Below are 16,826 nucleotides of genomic sequence, written 5' to 3' on the forward strand. Positions count from 1 at the left end.
ATTTAGTCGTATATCCAAATCTCATAGCGAAGCATAAAGTGTTTTGCCAATTTGTTTAACCTCAGCCGCACTACGTGAGCCCCTCAGTCTTTCCACTTCTGCTTTGCATTGGCTTAAAAGGGAATAACCATTTCTTTACCAATGCGCTTTGAATTGAAAAGACTGAGGGGCTCTGAACTGGCAAATACTTAATGCAATTGGTATTACTCTACATTAACCAAGTGTTTTAGTTGGCTTTAGCTATGGTGCTTTGTTTTTACTCGGAATAGAATGTCTGCCTCTACGTAAAACAATAACCATAAGCTGAAGACATATTCAGCAACATAAAACTAACCGTTTGTAGAGGCGGCGCTGCTTGTTGTAGTGCTTTGCAAGTTTTATCATCCGGGGATAAAAGAGATGATGGGTGATTCAATTGAATCAAAAGGCTTGATAAAAGTCTCGGTCGCAAAATTAGGTGTAGGTATGTTCGTCGAGTCTATCGACAATACCAAGGGCGAAGTTAGCATTGCAAACGCTGGGCAGATCCGCAGTAAAGAGGCAATTGCCAAATTGTTGAAAAGCGGCATTACCCATGTGTGGGTTAATGCTGACCGTTCATCGTCTGATTGTGGTCTAAATAAGCCGAATCTGAAGCCAGCTCCTGTGGTTAAAAGAGTCTGCACAGATCGAGTTAACACTCAAAAGAAAGCCAAAGAGTTAATGGTTGAGGCAAAAGATCTCATCCAGAAAGTGCTGTCTGAAACTTTTGAAGGCAAAGCGGTAGAAGTTGAACCGTTTGAGGCGCTTGCTGACAACATGATTGAGTCAGTATTACTCGATGCTGATGCATTAAAGTGTGTATCAGCTCTGCGCTCAAAAGATGCTTACCTTTTAGAGCATTCCATCAACGTCGCATTTCTACTCGTGACCTTCGGTCGCTATTTGAAGTTTGACACCGATATGCTACGCAAATTGGCTGTTGGTGGTATTTTACACGATATCGGCAAGATTAAAGTCGATAGTGCTATTTTGAATAAGCCTGGCAAATTGACTGCTGAAGAGTTTGAGCATGTAAAATTGCATCAAACTTTTGCGGTTGAAATCATGAATAATACTGCTGGTTTATCGCAAGTCAGTAAAGATATTAGCTTAATGCATCATGAGAAGCTCGATGGCAATGGTTATCCGCGTGGATTAAAGGGTGATGAGATCCCAATCCATGGGCGAATGAGCTGTATTGTTGATATTTTCGATGCGTTAACAGCCACTCGTTGTTACAAAGAGGCCATGAGTCCAGCTGCAGCCTTTAAGATCCTGTTGAGCTTAACGCCATTTCATTTAGATCAAGCTCTGGTATATGAATTTATTCGCTGTGTCGGAGTATACCCCGTTGGTTCATTAGTCGAGTTATCTGATGGGCGAGTCGGTATTGTTTGGGAAGCTAAAAATCGTGACGCTCTGCATCCTAAGGTTAAGTGCTTCTATTCAAATCGACATAAGCTCTACACTGAAGTGACTATGGTTGATCTGCTTAAGTCAGACCTTAATATTGAAAAAGGGATCTCACCAAGTAGTTTGGAGATTGATCCCACGCCTTTCTACTAAGTTTATTCAAGTTTAGCTATTAAAAAGCGCCAATAAGGCGCTTTTTTGTGACCTCTATTACACATGTTATTCGGTTTGTTTGATCTAGCTCTACTATCCTGTTTTTACTTTTTTATTAATGAGTTAAGTAGGTAGAGTTTGCTCTGGAACGAGAGTGAATTACAACAGGTGGCTTATGTTTAAGCGTCGGCAATTTTTGAAAATGGGCTCTGCGGCAGTTGCGTCGAGCTTGCTCACACTCCCAGTCGTAGCGGCTGCAAATACTACAACCACACTATTTCAACACAGTCGTTATCGAGTGTTGGCTTTGGTGTTTGATGACTATGAAACCTTAGATCTGCACGGTCCTGTTGAAATGTTAGGTCATATGCCAAACGTTGAGATAAAGCTGGTGGGACCCACTGAATTTGTTAAAAGTTATCAAGGTCCAAGAGTGGTTGCAGATGTGCTGATGGGCAGCACTTATGATTGCGATCTATTACTGATCCCTGGTGGCTTAGGTACGCGTAAATTGGTTGATGACGAGCTTATGTTACGCTGGCTTACAGCTCAGGTTGAGCGCAGCGAAAAGGTATTCTCTATCTGTACTGGCTCTGCGTTACTAGCCAAAACTGCCAAGTTAGACGGCGTGAAAGCAACCACCAATAAAATGGCTTATCAATGGGTGACGTCGCTTGCAGAAAACGTTAATTGGCAGCCTAAAGCCCGTTGGGTTGATGACGGTAAATTTTTAACCTCTTCTGGTGTCTCTGCAGGTACTGACGCTGCATTGTATTGGGTTAAGGCGTTGCACGGTGAAGTTGAGGCTCGACGCATTGAAACGCTTACCGAGTACCACTGGCTGGATGACAGCAGTAACGACCCTTATGCCATTTCTTTATAAACAAAAAGTATAGCCTTAGCTGAAATTACTATTAATTAGTAATAAAGGATATTGGCGGGAATATCAAAGCTCCTCAATAATTGCGTTTCATATAAATCGCTAATTGGGAGGAGCGCATGAACAAATGGTTAATTATACTCTGCTGTATTGTCTTTATTAGCGCTTCACTAATGACGACTGGTTTGACGCGAGCGCTCATCGATCTCGCTGCTTTTAGTGCATTGCTTTGGGTTGTGCTTCGCCATCAAAATCGTGCTGAAGATTAACGATACAGTGAAGCTTAATAAAGAATATAGGCGAGTGAACTTGTGCCTATCGCCAGCCACAATAACAGTCCAAGCACCAAGGGTTTAGCACCTGTCGCATTCATTTTCTTTAGCGTAATTCCTGCACCAATTAAGAATAAACACACCACTAATAAGCGTTTAGATATACTAAATGCGACCTCATAAAAGGGCGCTCCTTGAGGGAACCAATAAGCAATAGCGATAGTTAAGCAGTAAAAGCCAATAAAGTAGGGGATAGTAATTTTTTTCTTATCACCACTAAAGAGCATCGCACTAACTAACGCAATGGGAATAATCCACAAGGCGCGTGCAAGTTTAATGGTCGTTGCTGTTGTGAGTGCTTCATTACCATAAGCGGAAGCCGCTCCAACAACCGACGATGTATCGTGTATTGCAATAGCGCTCCACACGCCAAATTCATGTTGTGTCATCGATAGTGCATGACCAATGGCTGGGAATAGAAAGAGTGCGATGGAATTAAGGATAAATACAGTCGCCAAGGCGACAGCAGCTTGTTCACTGTTAGCCTTGATTGCAGGCGATACCGCCGCAATCGCGCTACCACCACAAATAGCGGTACCAGAAGCAATCAGGTAACCCGTTTTGCGATCAAATTTGAGTAAGCGAGTCAGCACCACACCTAATACTAAAGTGAAGATGATTGAACCAATAATCAGTGGTAGGTTTTCTAAGCTCACGGTAATCGCATTATCGAGCTGAATACCAAAGCCTAAACCGACAATGGAGAAAGCTAATAGTTTTTTGGTCAGTTTCGCCAATACTAGCTGATCGGGTGCCCAGCCGATACTCGCAAGAGTAAAGCCTAGGATGAGTGCAATAGGTGATGAAATAACTGGTAATAAACACAACAGAGCAATGATGATAAAAAGGGCGAGTTGTGCTCTTGGTTGATTGAAAGTGTGCATTAAGAGGAGTTGGATTACCGGCTGCTATCGAGCAGCAGAGTATAGCGCGTAGTTTGATTCTGATAAATTAAATACTACTTACTTATAAATTCAGAAAAATTTAATCTTGGTGATTCGCAATCAAGTTACAGCTTGAGCGGTTATTAAGCAATTAAACGCAAGTCAGATCTCATATTTACTCTATGTCGCAGATAACTTTCATTTATTTACATAGCTTGACTGTATGTTGCTTATTTTTCACAGAAAATAAACCTCACTAACAAAGTGAAACTATAGCGACTCGTAACGGTGGCTGAATGATACATTTCGATGTAGATATCGCTCCTGCTGCCTATAGCTTCACTCAGTCCATCAGAGTCTCCCAGTGTTCAATAGGGTTTATTTAGTGCTGAAATTCATCGTTATTTTTGTTTGCTGTTTTTTCAGCGGTTGCTCGTATTGGTGGGGAGCACAAGATGTCAATGAGCAGCAGTTATATCATCGCATTAATGAAGCTTATGACTTTGAGGTGACCCATTGCGACAGTTTTGCAATGGCGCGTGGTAAAGGCCGAGGAGAGTTTGCGCTGCAAGAAGCTAAAAACCAAGCGATGAAGTACGCCGAAAAACTGCATGGAACCCACATTGTCTGGATCCATATCGACCAAGGTGAAGTGGTAAAAGTGGTGGCAGTTATTTATAAATGTAAGTCTTAATTACCGCCGATTTTCGACAATAAAAAACCCTAAATTAATACCAACTTAGGGTTTTAATAAAGTATTTAAAATAACTATCTAGCGCATGGTAACAAACTCTTCGGCACCCGTTGGGTGAATGGCTACAACCGCATCAAAGTCTGCTTTGGTTGCGCCCATCTTCATTGCTACACCAAAGCCTTGTAGGATTTCATCCATACCAAAACCAATACCGTGGATCCCCACAACAACTTCATCCTCACCAGCACAAATCAACTTCATTTTGCAGGCTTCACGATGTGCGGTAATAGCGGTGTACATTGAGGTAAAGCCAGAGGTATAGACCTTAATGTTATCTTTGCCAAATTGCTCTTCGGCTTCTGGCTCTGTTAGTCCCATGGTGCCAATAGGCGGGTGGCTGAATACCACTGTTGGAATAACACTGTAATCCATCTTGGCATTTGGCATGTTGCCAAATAGGCGTTCTGATAACAGGCGGCCTGCTTTCACTGCAACAGGAGTAAGCTCTACGCCACCTTCCATAATGTCGCCAACACAGTAAATACCTTTTGCCGTGGTATTTTGCTGCTCGTCAGTCACCACATAACCTTTTTCATTAAGCTTAACGTCGGTATTTTCTAGGCCAATATTGCTAGTAGAGGGTGAGCGGCCAATGGCCCAAATTAAGCTATCTACGGTAATGCTGTCGCCGTTTTCAAGTGCTAGTGTTAAGCTGCCATCAGCATTTTTTACGACGGCTTTTGGAATGCTGTGGGTGTGTAATGTCGGCCCATTGATTTTCATCGCTTCAACTAAGGTATCAGTCAAAATAGGATCAAAATTACGCAGAGGAGCATGCTTGCGCACTAATAAGTGAGTTTCGCTACCTAATGCATGTAATACGCCGGCAAGTTCAACCGCAATATAACCTGCGCCTACAACGGCAACACGTTTCGGCTGTTCACGTAGCGCGAAGAATCCATCTGAATCAATACCGTATTCAGCACCTGGGATATTTGGGATCGTAGGGGCACCGCCTGTCGCGATAAGGATATGATCGGCAGTATAGTGCTCACCATTGACTTCAATAGTATTAGCGTTAACGAACTTACCGTAACCATTTAGCAGAGTGACATTGTTGCTGGCAAAGCCACGTCCGTAAGCATCATGGATTCGGCCAATATAGGCTTCACGATTATCAACTAATGTGTTCCAGTCAAAGTTATTAACGGTCACGTCAAAACCATAATCTTTAGCGAATAGATGCATCGATTCAGCGACATGAGCGCCATACCACATCACTTTTTTTGGTACACAACCTACATTTACGCAAGTGCCGCCAACGTGTTTTGCTTCAATTACCAATACTTTTGCGCCGCGCATTGCTGCACGATTACCTGATGCGATACCGCCGCTACCAGCGCCAAGACAGATATAATCAAAATGTTGAGCCATTTGTATCTCCAAAAAAGTAACTTATTGAGGAGCAAAAGCGAATAAGACTGAGGCTTTTGTTCCTGTGTACGACTGATGCCAATCAATATATGACGAATTTAGAACCGAAAAGATTTACATCGACCCAAATTTTAATGGTTGGTCGGATCTATATGCAGCCATTGTAGAGCTAAATATTTATTTGAACCAGAGCAAATATTTCAGCGATAGACTGTGAGCTTGCTAACTGATATTGGGATGAATGTTGTCTATTTCAATCTTCGACCATCAAGCTTAACTGAGCGAGTAACAGTTTAGACCTGATACGAGTCTGATAACTTTCAACTGGCTTTTCTAGGTTAACGTCGATATTGGCAGCTATGATGATCACTGGGGTTGGGGCCTTCTACACCACACTTTAAGCATTCCCACTCATCTTGCCTCACGCTAAGCTCTTGCTGCTGATGTTGATTACGGTGATTTACACCTAATCTTAGCTGCTTCTCTAACAGTTTCATGCGCCCATTAAGCCAGCGACAGCCCGCGTCATTGGCCACGTTTTTACGACTTGCAAGCTGTTGTTTACGGTTGATCTTTTTGTGCTTAGATTTAGGTTTGGACTGGGGCGTTTTTTTGCTATGGCTGTTACTGGCTGGTGGTATCGCTGAGTAACTCAATGCCGTTTTGTTTTGGGTCGGTATTGTCAGCGGTTGACCTTTATCATCCAGCACAGCGCCTAAAGGTAAAGTGCTGGAGTCACTTGCTATGGCGTAAGGGCAAAGAAGTAGTAAAAAAATGATGGTGGCGCGATAAAAGGTGAGTAACATTCCTTGTCCTCTGGGTTGTATTGCATCTGCAATCCTTTGCAAATGACAGTGTTGTTATTTTACAGCGCATTTACGCTACAAAAACAACTATAGCTCAACCAAATGGGATGGGAGGTTATTTAAAAGCTCCAGCTAAGGTGCATGCCAGCATAGGTTTGATCTAAACCGCTGCTGTTGCCGTTTTCTCTGGCTTCAAGTTTAATATCTTCTTGAGCAATGCTGTGGCTTATATGCCCTGACAATACCCATTGGTTAGGCAGTTGGTACTCAGCCTCAACGCCAAACTGGAAGTGGTTGGCGCCGTCGTGTTCCTCTGTCACGTATTGAAAGTCGAATCCTTGGGTAACATAAGGTGTCACACTAAAGCTTTCAGTAAGCTGCCAATTGCTGTGTACACTCACTTCCACAAAGTAACCCGCAGCTTCCGTTGAGTAGGTGTAGCTAACTGAAGGCACTAACCAGTCGTATTTGCTGTATTCAATGGTGCTAAACAGCTCATTATCATGGGCACGCTCATCACCATAAAACTCGAGGCGTTGATAGCCGATGCTACCACTTAAGTTTTCCGATAGTTCGAAACCGTATTCTAGGCCAAAATTGTACTCTATGTAGTGCTGACTGTCCCCACGGCCAACAGTAACATAGGCATTTAGATTGTCCTTTTGTACAGAGGCCGTAGCCCAGTATATGCCGCCTTTATCAAGATTATCGCGGCCTTCAGATATATATTTTGAGTCCCAACCTAAGTCGAATAGCGCTTGGATCTCACCGCTATCATCCAAAGGTAATTTCTCTATTATCTTAGTGCTGTGAGAATCATCCATATTTGGGGATTCGTCAGCAAAGAGGAAAGTAGAGGTTATTAGCAATGGCATAGCAATGGCAATTTTAGCAGCATTATTCATGGCGAAACCCTGTCAATTGGCGAAAGTAAAAATCCCGGCCATGATAAGTTTTATGTAATGAATGTAAATGATAATGGGTTGTGTTTGCGAAGCGCTTTGCAATACTAATACAGCCTGTTCTTTGTACTAAAAAAATTTGACTTCAATCAAGGTAAAGCAGATTTTTAGCTGTTAGACGATAGGTTAAATGTAACTATTCTTACGAATACAATTGAATATTGGCTTACTCACCCTCATCTCTTTATCTATCAACATAGAATGTTAAGGACTCAACCATGAGCAACCCCTTATTAAAAAGCGCTAAGCTTCCTCCTTTTTCGAGTATTAAGCCTGAACATATTCAGCCCGCCGTTGAGCAGGGGATTGCCAACTGCCGTGCCAAAATAGATGAGGTACTGCAGAACACAGAGACCTTCACTTGGGGCAACCTTGTGGCTCCGCTTGACGATGTTGATGATGAGCTTGGTAAGATCTGGTCACCTATTTCTCATATGAATTCAGTCGTCAGCAATGACGAGTGGCGTGCAGCCCATGATGCTTGTCTGCCACTGTTATCAGAGTACGGTACGTTTGTTGGTCAACACCAAGGCCTTTACCAAGCTTATAAGTCATTAGCTGCATCAGCTGAGTTTGCGAGTTACTCACAAGCGCAAAAGAAGATGATTGAAAACAGTCTGCGTGACTTTGAGCTATCAGGGATTGGTTTAAGTGATAGCGATAAATTGCGTTATGGCGAACTCGTTAAGCGGATGTCGGAGCTGACCAGTGGTTTCTCTAACCAGCTACTCGATGCGACCCAAGCGTGGAGCAAGTTGATCACTGATGAGACTGAGCTTAAAGGCTTACCAGAGTCAGCAATAGCGGCAGCTGCCGCGATGGCAGAAGCTAAAGAGCAACAAGGCTGGCTATTTACCTTAGATTTCCCATCTTATCTACCTGTAATGACCTACAGTGAAAACCGTGAGCTACGTGAAGAGTGCTACCGTGCGTTTGTCACTCGTGCGTCGGATCAAGGTCCTAATGCGGGTGAGTTCGATAATGGCCCCTTGATGGATGAGATCTTGGCTTTACGCCATGAGCTTGCCAATCTTTTAGGCTTTGACAGCTTTGCTGATAAGTCGCTCGCCACCAAGATGGCAGAAACGCCTGCGCAAGTATTGGCATTTTTAACTGAGCTTGCAGCTCGTTCAAAAAACCAAGGTGAGACCGAACTTAAAGAGTTAAAACAGTTCGCGGCGAGTGAGTATGGCGCAACAGATCTAGCGGCTTGGGATCTGAGTTTCTATGCTGAAAAGCTCAAGCAACACCGTTATGAGATCTCCCAAGAGTTATTGCGTCCATACTTCCCTGAGGACAAAGTGCTGTCAGGGCTGTTCTATACGGTTTCACGTTTATTCGGCCTAAAAGTCGAAGAGCAAAAGCAGTTTGATAGCTGGCATGAAGATGTGCGTTTCTTCCATATCAGTGACAGTAATGGTGAACATAGAGGTAGCTTTTATTTAGATCTTTATGCCCGTGAAGGTAAACGTGGCGGTGCATGGATGGATGATTGTCGCGCGCGTCGTGCAACATCAGCAGGCCTACAAGATCCTGTGGCTTACCTAACGTGTAACTTCAATGCACCCGTTGCGGGTAAGCCGGCGTTGTTTACTCATGATGAAGTAACCACCTTGTTCCACGAGTTTGGTCATGGCATTCACCATATGCTGACCAAAATTGATGTCGGTGGTGTATCTGGTATTAGCGGAGTGCCGTGGGATGCCGTTGAGCTACCGAGTCAGTTTATGGAGAACTGGTGTTATGAGGAGGAAGCGTTAGCTGAGATCTCTGGCCATTTCGAAACGGGTGAACCATTACCCAAAGAGATGCTAGATAAAATGCTGGCGGCGAAAAACTTCCAGTCGGGCATGATGATGCTACGCCAGCTTGAGTTCTCGTTGTTTGATTTTAAGATGCACTTAGAATTTGACCCAACAAAAGGCGCACATATCCAAGATAAGCTCAATGAAGTGAGAGATCTCGTCGCAGTGATTAAGGCGCCGGATTTTAATCGTTTCCAGCATGGTTTTGCGCATATTTTTGCTGGTGGTTACGCAGCAGGTTATTACAGCTATAAATGGGCTGAGGTGCTATCCGCTGATGCTTTCTCACTATTTGAAGAGCAGGGGATCTTTAATGCTGAAACAGGCAAACGCTTCCTTGAGAATATTCTTGAAATGGGTGGCAGTGAAGAGCCGATGGAGCTATTTAAGCGCTTCCGTGGGCGTGAGCCGAAAACTGATGCGTTGCTAAGGCATAGTGGTATTAATGGCTAAGCCGCAGAGTCATTGAGGAAAAGGCGCTTTGAGCGCCTTTTTTTATTGGCTCAGTTTCATGGCTTGTCATCTGGTATGACCTTTGGTAGCCTGCCCGCTGTTATTTATCAAGGACGTAGGTTTAGCAGTAAATGAATCTCTATTTTAGGCTTTTTTGGTTGTTTGCTTGGCGCGTACGCCATTGCAACAAAATTGATTTTTTAGGTAAAAGCACCCTGAGTTACCGTGCGCTCCCTAGCGACTGCGACATTAACTTTCATCTGACAAATTCGCGTTATCCTGCATTTATGGATCTGGCTCGAACCTACATGCTGTCTGAAATGGGGCTACTAAAACGTTTTTTGAAACTTGGGTGGATGCCGATCATTAATGCGGTTGAATTTACCTATATTCGTGATATTAAGCCTTTTGCCAAGTTCGACATTGAAAGCAAGATGGTCGGCTGGGATGAAAAGTACTTCTATGTTGAGCAGCGCTTTGTCAGTGAGCGAGGCTTACACTGTATTGCCCATGTTCGCGGCGTATTTGTTTGCAAGCGTAAGCAAGTCCCTATCTCAGCCATGCTAGAAGAGATAAAGTTTAATGCTGCTCAACCAGAACTGCCCATAGAAGTACAGAAGTGGAAAAGCTTTTTACAATTGAAAAAGCAGCAGAACATATAGAGCTGTTATGCCTGACGCGCAAGCGTCAGTGCGACCTCCTCTTGCACCTGATTAATAGCTCCGCGTAAAGTGGCTTGGATCCAGTAACGGCCTAAATGTTCATAGTCCAGTAGATTGAATTTGGTTTCTAACGATAGTAAGCAAGGAATTGTCGCGCAATCGGCCAGGCTAAAGCTGTCACCACATAGCCAGTGACTAGTGGCAAGGCGCCGATCTAAGGTATCTAAAGTAGTCAGTAATTCATTCTCTAACTGTTTAATTTTTAATTGGTTATGCAAGTTCGGATTCTGTGCTATCTGCCAATTGTCTATCACCTTGTCGAGTCGAGCATCACTGAGCCTGTCATAGAGGCGCACTTGCAGTGCATCTGAGGTGACGGATGGAATTAGCCGTGTGCCTTGAGCAATAGTGGCATCAAGGTATTCTATGATAACGCTCGCATCAGGGATTATCTCCCCTGTGTCGATTCTTAATGTCGGTAGGTACCCAGTCGAATCTATTCGCTGGAATTCACGCCTCGCATAGGGATCTGTAAGATCAATAATATGCGGATAGAAGTGTGCCTGTTTTTCATAAAGGGCGATGAGCACCTTTTGTGATTGCCGAGACAATGGATGGTAATACAGATCCATACTGGTTATTGGCTCCAATCGAATGTCATTAGGTTAACTCTAGTTGCTAAACGGGTTACCTACAATGTGATGTCTTTATCGCCTAAGTACCATACACTAGCATTATCTTGAGAAAGCAATGCCGTTCAGCGGGTTAGTAATAATTAAAGGAGTTGTAATGAGTCGTATTGAGACATTTGCATCGATCTATGAACGAGCAGCAGAGCGAAAAGGTGGTCAAGCGGGGCTGGAACAACTGATGTCTACTAGCCTTGAAGAGGATGAAATAGGCCAATACAAAGATGCACAGTTACTCTCTGAAATGAGTAAAAAGGTGTTTCAAAGTGGCTTTGTCTGGCGAATAGTTGAGGCAAAGTGGCCCGCTTATGAAAAAGCTTTTTTTGACTTTGAGCCTTTTAAAGTTCTGATGCTTTCGCCTGAACAGCTGCAAGATAGAGCGAGCGACGCCACACTTATCAGGCACCTAAAGAAAACCATGGCTATCTATGATAACGCCCATATGGTAAACGATATTGCCCGTGAACAGGGTAGTTTTGCCGAGTATGTAGCAAGCTGGCCAAGCGAGAACATTACAGGGCTATGGGCCGAACTGAAGCGTAAAGGTAACCGCCTTGGTGGTAACACTGGCCCCTATTTTTTACGCGCTATTGGTAAAGATACATTTTTATTGACTGGTGATGTGCAGGGGTACCTCAAAGCACATCATTTAGTCGATTATGGCTTTAGCTCAAAAGCGGGGCTAAAACAGGTGCAATCTGTGTTTAATCAATGGCAGCAAGAATCGGGTCGTAGCTTGGCTGATATCAGTCGAATTTTAGCTTGTAGTGTTGGGGACAACCGTATTTAACTTCGCAGAATCTAACAATTTGCTGGATGTTTTCTTTTTGCTGAGTAAGTTGATTTATTGTTAATATCCACTATCCAATGTCAGCTAATCTACACTTAGAGCTAATAGGCTAGCTGTAACCGCTATTTTATTTACATTTGTGAAACATATGTGGCTGGTTTAGCGCAGAAATTCTTATTAGCTTACAAATTAAACTGGTATATCTGCTTGTTGACAGACCTACATTGTGAGATAAAGACCCGCTAAATCATTAGACAAAAAAATATGCTTTCAAAGCTTAAATTGACGGCATTTTGTGCTTTAAACAAATCAATTACCAAGTAGATGGCCTTATAGGAGTTCTCATGCGGCAAATAGTGAAAATTGCCTCTGTTTTAAGTGTGGCGTTATGGATAACTGGATGTGAGCAAAAACCGGAAAACATGGGGCCTCAAGAAAGAGAGCCTATGGAGGTGGGGGCAATTACTATTGCAGCTAAACCTCAATCTATTTTGGTTGAATTGCCAGGAAGAAGTAAGGCTTATTTAGAAGCCGAGGTTCGTCCTCAAGTTAGCGGTATCATTATGAATCGCGGCTTTGTTGAAGGTAAAGATGTAGAAAAAGGTCAGTCGTTATACCAAATTGACTCTGCAACTTACAAAGCGGCACTTGTTAGTGCAAAAGCCGATCTTAAGAGCGCTCAAGCGAGCTTAGTATCAGCTAAAGCTAAAGCAAAGCGATTTGAAAAGCTTGTAAAGCTAAACTCTATCAGTGAGCAAGATTACGATGAAGCAGACGCTGCTTATAAAGAAGCGCTAGCGCGTGTAACTGTGGCAGAAGCTGCTATTAATACCACATCGATTAATCTTGAGTACACCGAAGTACGTGCACCAATTTCTGGTCGTATCGGTAAGTCATCAGTGACAGCGGGCGCTCTAGTTACCGCGAGCCAGAGTGATACTCTCGCTACTATTCAGCAGCTTGATCCAATCAACATCGAGATCACGCAATCGAGTGCTCAGCTATTACGCTTAAAGTCGCAGTTGAATGATGGCCAGCTTAAGGCATCTGAAAATGCAGGTGTGAAGCTTATTTTGGAAGATGGTTCGACTTACAGCCACGATGGCTTATTGCAGTTTGCTGAAGTTAGCGTGAATGAAAATACTGGTTCAGTGATTTTACGGGCTGAGTTTCCTAACCCTGACGGCTTGTTAATGCCAGGTATGTACGTGCGTGCAGTACTCAATACGGGTACCGATCCTGAGGCTATTTTAGTACCGCAGCGCGCCATTACCCGTAATACCAAAGGCCAGGCCGTAGCAATGGTGATTGCCGACGGTAAGGTTGCATCGCGTATTGTGACGACTGCACAAGTGATTGATAACCAATGGCGTATTACCGATGGTTTGAATGTGGGCGATCAACTTATTGTTGAAGGTCTGCAAAAAATTCGCCCTGGAGCACCTGTTAAGGCTGGTCCTTTAGTGGCAGATAAGAAACCTCAAGCACAACAACAGAAATAGGGTAGAGCTATGGCACGTTTCTTTATCGATCGCCCTATTTTTGCTTGGGTAATCGCCATTATTGTGATGCTAGCAGGGGTGTTGTCAATCTTCGGATTGCCAGTGTCTCAATATCCTAGTATTGCGCCACCATCGGTAGTAATTAGCGCCGTTTATCCTGGTGCGTCTGCAAAGACGATGGAAGATTCAGTTACTCAGGTAATTGAGCAGCGAATGACAGGTCTAGACCACCTTCGCTATATATCTTCAACCAGTGATAGCTTCGGTAATGCGCAAATTACCTTAACTTTTAACGCAGAGGCCGATCCTGATATTGCACAGGTACAGGTGCAGAATAAGCTTCAGCTTGCGATGCCACTGTTACCGCAAGAGGTACAGGCTCAAGGTGTAAACGTTGCCAAGTCGAGTGCCGGCTTCTTGATGGTAGTAGGCTTTGTATCGCAAGATGGCTCATTAGATAAAAATGATATTTCGGATTATGTAGGTTCGAACATTCAAGATCCTATGAGTCGTGTACCAGGTGTGGGTACCATCCAGTTATTCGGTGCGCAATATGCAATGCGTATCTGGCTTGACCCGCTTAAATTGACCCAATATAACCTGACTAGCATGGACATCATCTCTTCTATTAAAGAGCAAAATGCCCAAGTATCAGCAGGTCAATTAGGTGGTTCACCTTCTGTTGCAGGTCAAGAACTTAACGCAACGGTTTCTGCACAAAGTCGTTTACAAACGGCTGATCAGTTTAAAAAGATCATTATTAAAGCTGACCCTTCTGGCGCTAAAGTCTTCTTAGAAGATGTCGCGAGAGTTGAGCTGGGTGCTGAAAGCTACTCAGTTGAATCATTTTATAATGGTAAACCAGCTGCGGGTATCGGTATTCAGTTAGCGACGGGTGCCAACGCGTTAGCAACAGCTGAAGGCGTGCGAGCAAAAATTGAAGAGATGCGTCCATTTTTCCCTGAAGGGTTGGAGGTTGTATATCCATACGACACCACACCTTTCGTTGAAAAATCGATTGAAGGCGTAGTACATACCTTGCTGGAAGCCGTGGTCTTAGTGTTTTTGATCATGTACCTGTTCTTGCAAAACTTCCGCGCAACGCTGATCCCAACCATTGCTGTTCCCGTGGTTCTACTGGGTACATTTGCCGTTTTGTCTGCGGCGGGATTCTCGATAAACACCTTAACCATGTTCGCCATGGTACTAGCTATCGGCCTGCTGGTTGATGATGCGATTGTTGTGGTCGAGAACGTTGAGCGTGTGATGCAGGAGGAGGGGCTTAGTCCCATCGAAGCGACTAAGAAGTCGATGGATCAAATTACCGGCGCGCTTGTGGGTATTGGTTTGACACTATCGGCAGTGTTCGTGCCTATGGCATTTATGTCTGGTTCGACCGGTGTAATTTACAGGCAATTCTCCATTACGATTGTGTCGGCAATGGCATTATCGGTGATGGTTGCGATTATCCTAACACCAGCGCTTTGTGCCACCATGCTCAAACCTATTGCTAAAGGCGAAAGCCATACCAAAACAGGTTTCTTTGGCTGGTTTAACCGCAAGTTTGATGCACTAACCTCACGCTACGAAGCCAGTGTTGCTGCAATGATCAAGCGTATTGGTCGCACCATGATGGTTTATCTTGCTATTAGTGTTGCGGTTGGCTGGATCTTTATGCGCATGCCAACAGCTTTCCTACCTGATGAAGATCAGGGGATCTTGTTTACTCAAGCCATCTTGCCAGTGAACTCGACTCAGCAAGCAACGCAAGCTGTACTCGATGATGTCACCGACTTTTATCTAGAGGCTGAAGGCGACAACGTTAAATCAGTATTTAGCGTATCGGGCTTTAGTTTTGCTGGTAACGGTCAAAACATGGGTATTGCTTTCGTAGGCCTTAAAGATTGGGCTGAGCGTACAGAGCCTGGGCAAGATGTGCAGTCGGTTGCAGGTCGTGCAATGGGCATGTTCATGCAAATGAAAGAGGCCTTTGTATTTGCGTTCGTACCGCCAGCGGTAATCGAACTGGGTACGGCTAACGGTTTCGACTTCTATCTGCAGGACAGAAATGGCCAAGGGCATGACAAGTTAATTGAAGCACGTAATATGCTATTAGGTATGGCATCGCAAAATCCAAACCTAGTGGGCGTTCGTCCAAATGGTCAAGAGGATGCACCGCTTTATCAAGTGCATATCGATCATGCAAAACTGCGTGCATTGAGTGTCGATATTGATGCGGTAAACAGTGTGCTTGGTACAGCTTGGGGTGGTAACTACGTCAATGACTTTATCGACCGTGGCCGAGTGAAGAAAGTATATGTTCAAGGCGAAGCGGATTACCGTATGCAACCTGAAGATATCGATGCTTGGTACGTGCGAAATAGCAAAGGCGAAATGGTGCCATTCTCAGCGTTTGCTACAGGTACATGGGAATATGGTTCTCCTCGTCTAGAGCGCTTTAACGGCCTACCTGCGATGAACATTCAAGGTGGTGTAGCTGAAGGCTTCAGTACTGGTGAAGCGATGAACCTTATTGAAGACATGGTTAAGAAGCTGCCACCAGGGTTTGGTGTTGAGTGGAATGGTCTGTCCTATGAGGAACGTCTCTCAGGTAACCAAGCACCTATGCTATATGCATTATCTGTGGTGGTGGTATTCCTAGTATTGGCAGCGTTGTATGAGAGTTGGTCGGTACCGTTCTCGGTGATCTTAGTGATCCCACTGGGTATTATTGGTGCGCTTATTGCGATGAATGGCCGTGGTTTACCAAACGACGTATTCTTCCAAGTTGGTCTACTGACAACGGTGGGGCTTGCAACCAAAAATGCGATCTTAATCGTAGAATTCGCCAAAGAGTTCTACGAGAAAGGGGCGGGCTTGGTAGAAGCAACATTGCACGCAGTACGAGTGCGTCTACGTCCAATTCTAATGACATCATTAGCATTTGGTCTTGGTGTTGTGCCACTCGCTATCAGTAGCGGCGTAGGTTCTGGTAGCCAAAATGCAATTGGTACTGCTGTACTCGGCGGCATGATGAGTTCTACCTTTATGGGGATCTTCTTCATTCCTATCTTCTTCGTGATTGTTGAGCGCATGTTCAGTAAGCGCGAGCGAGATAACGCTAAAGCAGCTAAGGCAGAAGCCAAAGCGAATAAATAGCGTCACAGTTATTGACTAAAAGAGCCCAGCATTTGCAGTAATGCCGTTCACTTAAGGTGAACGGCATTTTTATTTTTGGCATACCTTTGAGGCCTAGGTTTTACTGTTCTGGGGAAAGTTCTTTCTCTGCGCCCCTCTAAAATTAAGCTTTCAGCCATATTGTGAAACCCTTTTAATTGCCGAGGTA

Annotated in this window: 14 protein-coding genes and 1 pseudogene; 9 read left to right on the forward strand and 6 right to left on the reverse strand. The window is 44.1% G+C overall.

Going from position 1 to position 16,826, the window contains the following annotated elements:
• Positions 1–402 precede the first annotated feature (402 nt).
• From AB4238_RS16210 to AB4238_RS16220, 3 genes are all read left to right on the forward strand, one after another.
• Positions 403–1,587 (forward strand): HD-GYP domain-containing protein, encoded by a 1,185-nt coding sequence (locus AB4238_RS16210; protein WP_372034372.1) that lies wholly within the window; start codon positions 403–405, stop codon positions 1,585–1,587.
• Positions 1,588–1,762: 175 nt separating this feature from the next.
• Positions 1,763–2,470, forward strand: a complete 708-nt coding sequence (locus AB4238_RS16215) for a DJ-1/PfpI family protein (protein WP_372034358.1) — start codon at positions 1,763–1,765, stop codon at positions 2,468–2,470.
• Positions 2,471–2,586: 116 nt separating this feature from the next.
• The gene (locus AB4238_RS16220; protein WP_372034359.1) at positions 2,587–2,736 is read left to right on the forward strand and encodes a hypothetical protein; all 150 of its coding nucleotides are present in this window, start codon (positions 2,587–2,589) and stop codon (positions 2,734–2,736) included.
• Between the two features lie 14 nt (positions 2,737–2,750).
• Here AB4238_RS16220 and AB4238_RS16225 read toward each other — a convergent pair whose 3' ends face one another.
• Positions 2,751–3,683: a YeiH family protein gene (locus AB4238_RS16225; RefSeq protein WP_372034360.1), complete on the reverse strand. Its 933-nt coding sequence runs from the start codon at positions 3,681–3,683 to the stop codon at positions 2,751–2,753.
• 385 nt (positions 3,684–4,068) lie between these two features.
• On the opposite strand from AB4238_RS16225, the gene AB4238_RS16230 reads away from it, so the two are divergent.
• Positions 4,069–4,377: a hypothetical protein gene (locus AB4238_RS16230; protein ID WP_372034361.1), complete on the forward strand. Its 309-nt coding sequence runs from the start codon at positions 4,069–4,071 to the stop codon at positions 4,375–4,377.
• A gap of 78 nt (positions 4,378–4,455) precedes the next feature.
• Here AB4238_RS16230 and gorA read toward each other — a convergent pair whose 3' ends face one another.
• The 3 genes from gorA to AB4238_RS16245 all read right to left on the reverse strand — a co-directional run bounded on the left by gorA (position 4,456) and on the right by AB4238_RS16245 (position 7,522).
• On the reverse strand, positions 4,456–5,811 hold the full coding sequence (gene gorA / locus AB4238_RS16235) for a glutathione-disulfide reductase (RefSeq protein WP_372034362.1): 1,356 nt from the start codon (positions 5,809–5,811) through the stop codon (positions 4,456–4,458).
• Positions 5,812–6,149: 338 nt separating this feature from the next.
• Positions 6,150–6,617, reverse strand: coding sequence for a hypothetical protein (locus tag AB4238_RS16240; RefSeq protein WP_372034363.1), 468 nt, complete (start codon positions 6,615–6,617; stop codon positions 6,150–6,152).
• Between the two features lie 119 nt (positions 6,618–6,736).
• Positions 6,737–7,522: a hypothetical protein gene (locus AB4238_RS16245; RefSeq protein WP_372034364.1), complete on the reverse strand. Its 786-nt coding sequence runs from the start codon at positions 7,520–7,522 to the stop codon at positions 6,737–6,739.
• 275 nt (positions 7,523–7,797) lie between these two features.
• On the opposite strand from AB4238_RS16245, the gene prlC reads away from it, so the two are divergent.
• Together prlC and AB4238_RS16255 are read left to right on the forward strand one after the other, a co-directional pair.
• Positions 7,798–9,837, forward strand: a complete 2,040-nt coding sequence (prlC, locus tag AB4238_RS16250) for an oligopeptidase A (RefSeq protein WP_372034365.1) — start codon at positions 7,798–7,800, stop codon at positions 9,835–9,837.
• A gap of 131 nt (positions 9,838–9,968) precedes the next feature.
• Complete coding sequence (locus AB4238_RS16255) at positions 9,969–10,499, forward strand: thioesterase family protein (protein WP_372034367.1); 531 nt, start codon at positions 9,969–9,971, stop codon at positions 10,497–10,499.
• A 5-nt stretch (positions 10,500–10,504) separates the two neighbouring features.
• On the opposite strand, the gene AB4238_RS16260 is transcribed toward AB4238_RS16255, so the two are convergent.
• Complete coding sequence (locus AB4238_RS16260) at positions 10,505–11,131, reverse strand: glutathione S-transferase family protein (protein WP_372034368.1); 627 nt, start codon at positions 11,129–11,131, stop codon at positions 10,505–10,507.
• Between the two features lie 157 nt (positions 11,132–11,288).
• On the opposite strand from AB4238_RS16260, the gene AB4238_RS16265 reads away from it, so the two are divergent.
• The 3 genes from AB4238_RS16265 (at position 11,289) to AB4238_RS16275 (ending at position 16,639) form a co-directional block, all read left to right on the forward strand.
• Entirely contained in the window at positions 11,289–11,978 is a 690-nt protein-coding gene (locus AB4238_RS16265) for a DNA-3-methyladenine glycosylase I (protein WP_372034369.1), read from the forward strand.
• 344 nt (positions 11,979–12,322) lie between these two features.
• Positions 12,323–13,480, forward strand: coding sequence for an efflux RND transporter periplasmic adaptor subunit (locus tag AB4238_RS16270; protein ID WP_372034370.1), 1,158 nt, complete (start codon positions 12,323–12,325; stop codon positions 13,478–13,480).
• A 9-nt stretch (positions 13,481–13,489) separates the two neighbouring features.
• Positions 13,490–16,639: an efflux RND transporter permease subunit gene (locus AB4238_RS16275; RefSeq protein WP_372034371.1), complete on the forward strand. Its 3,150-nt coding sequence runs from the start codon at positions 13,490–13,492 to the stop codon at positions 16,637–16,639.
• A gap of 47 nt (positions 16,640–16,686) precedes the next feature.
• Here the strand turns inward: AB4238_RS16275 and AB4238_RS16280 are convergent.
• Positions 16,687–16,826, reverse strand: a pseudogene (locus AB4238_RS16280) (IS4 family transposase); the annotation flags it as partial.

This window comes from Shewanella sp. 10N.286.45.A1 (genome assembly GCF_041470405.1).
Lineage (GTDB): Bacteria > Pseudomonadota > Gammaproteobacteria > Enterobacterales > Shewanellaceae > Shewanella.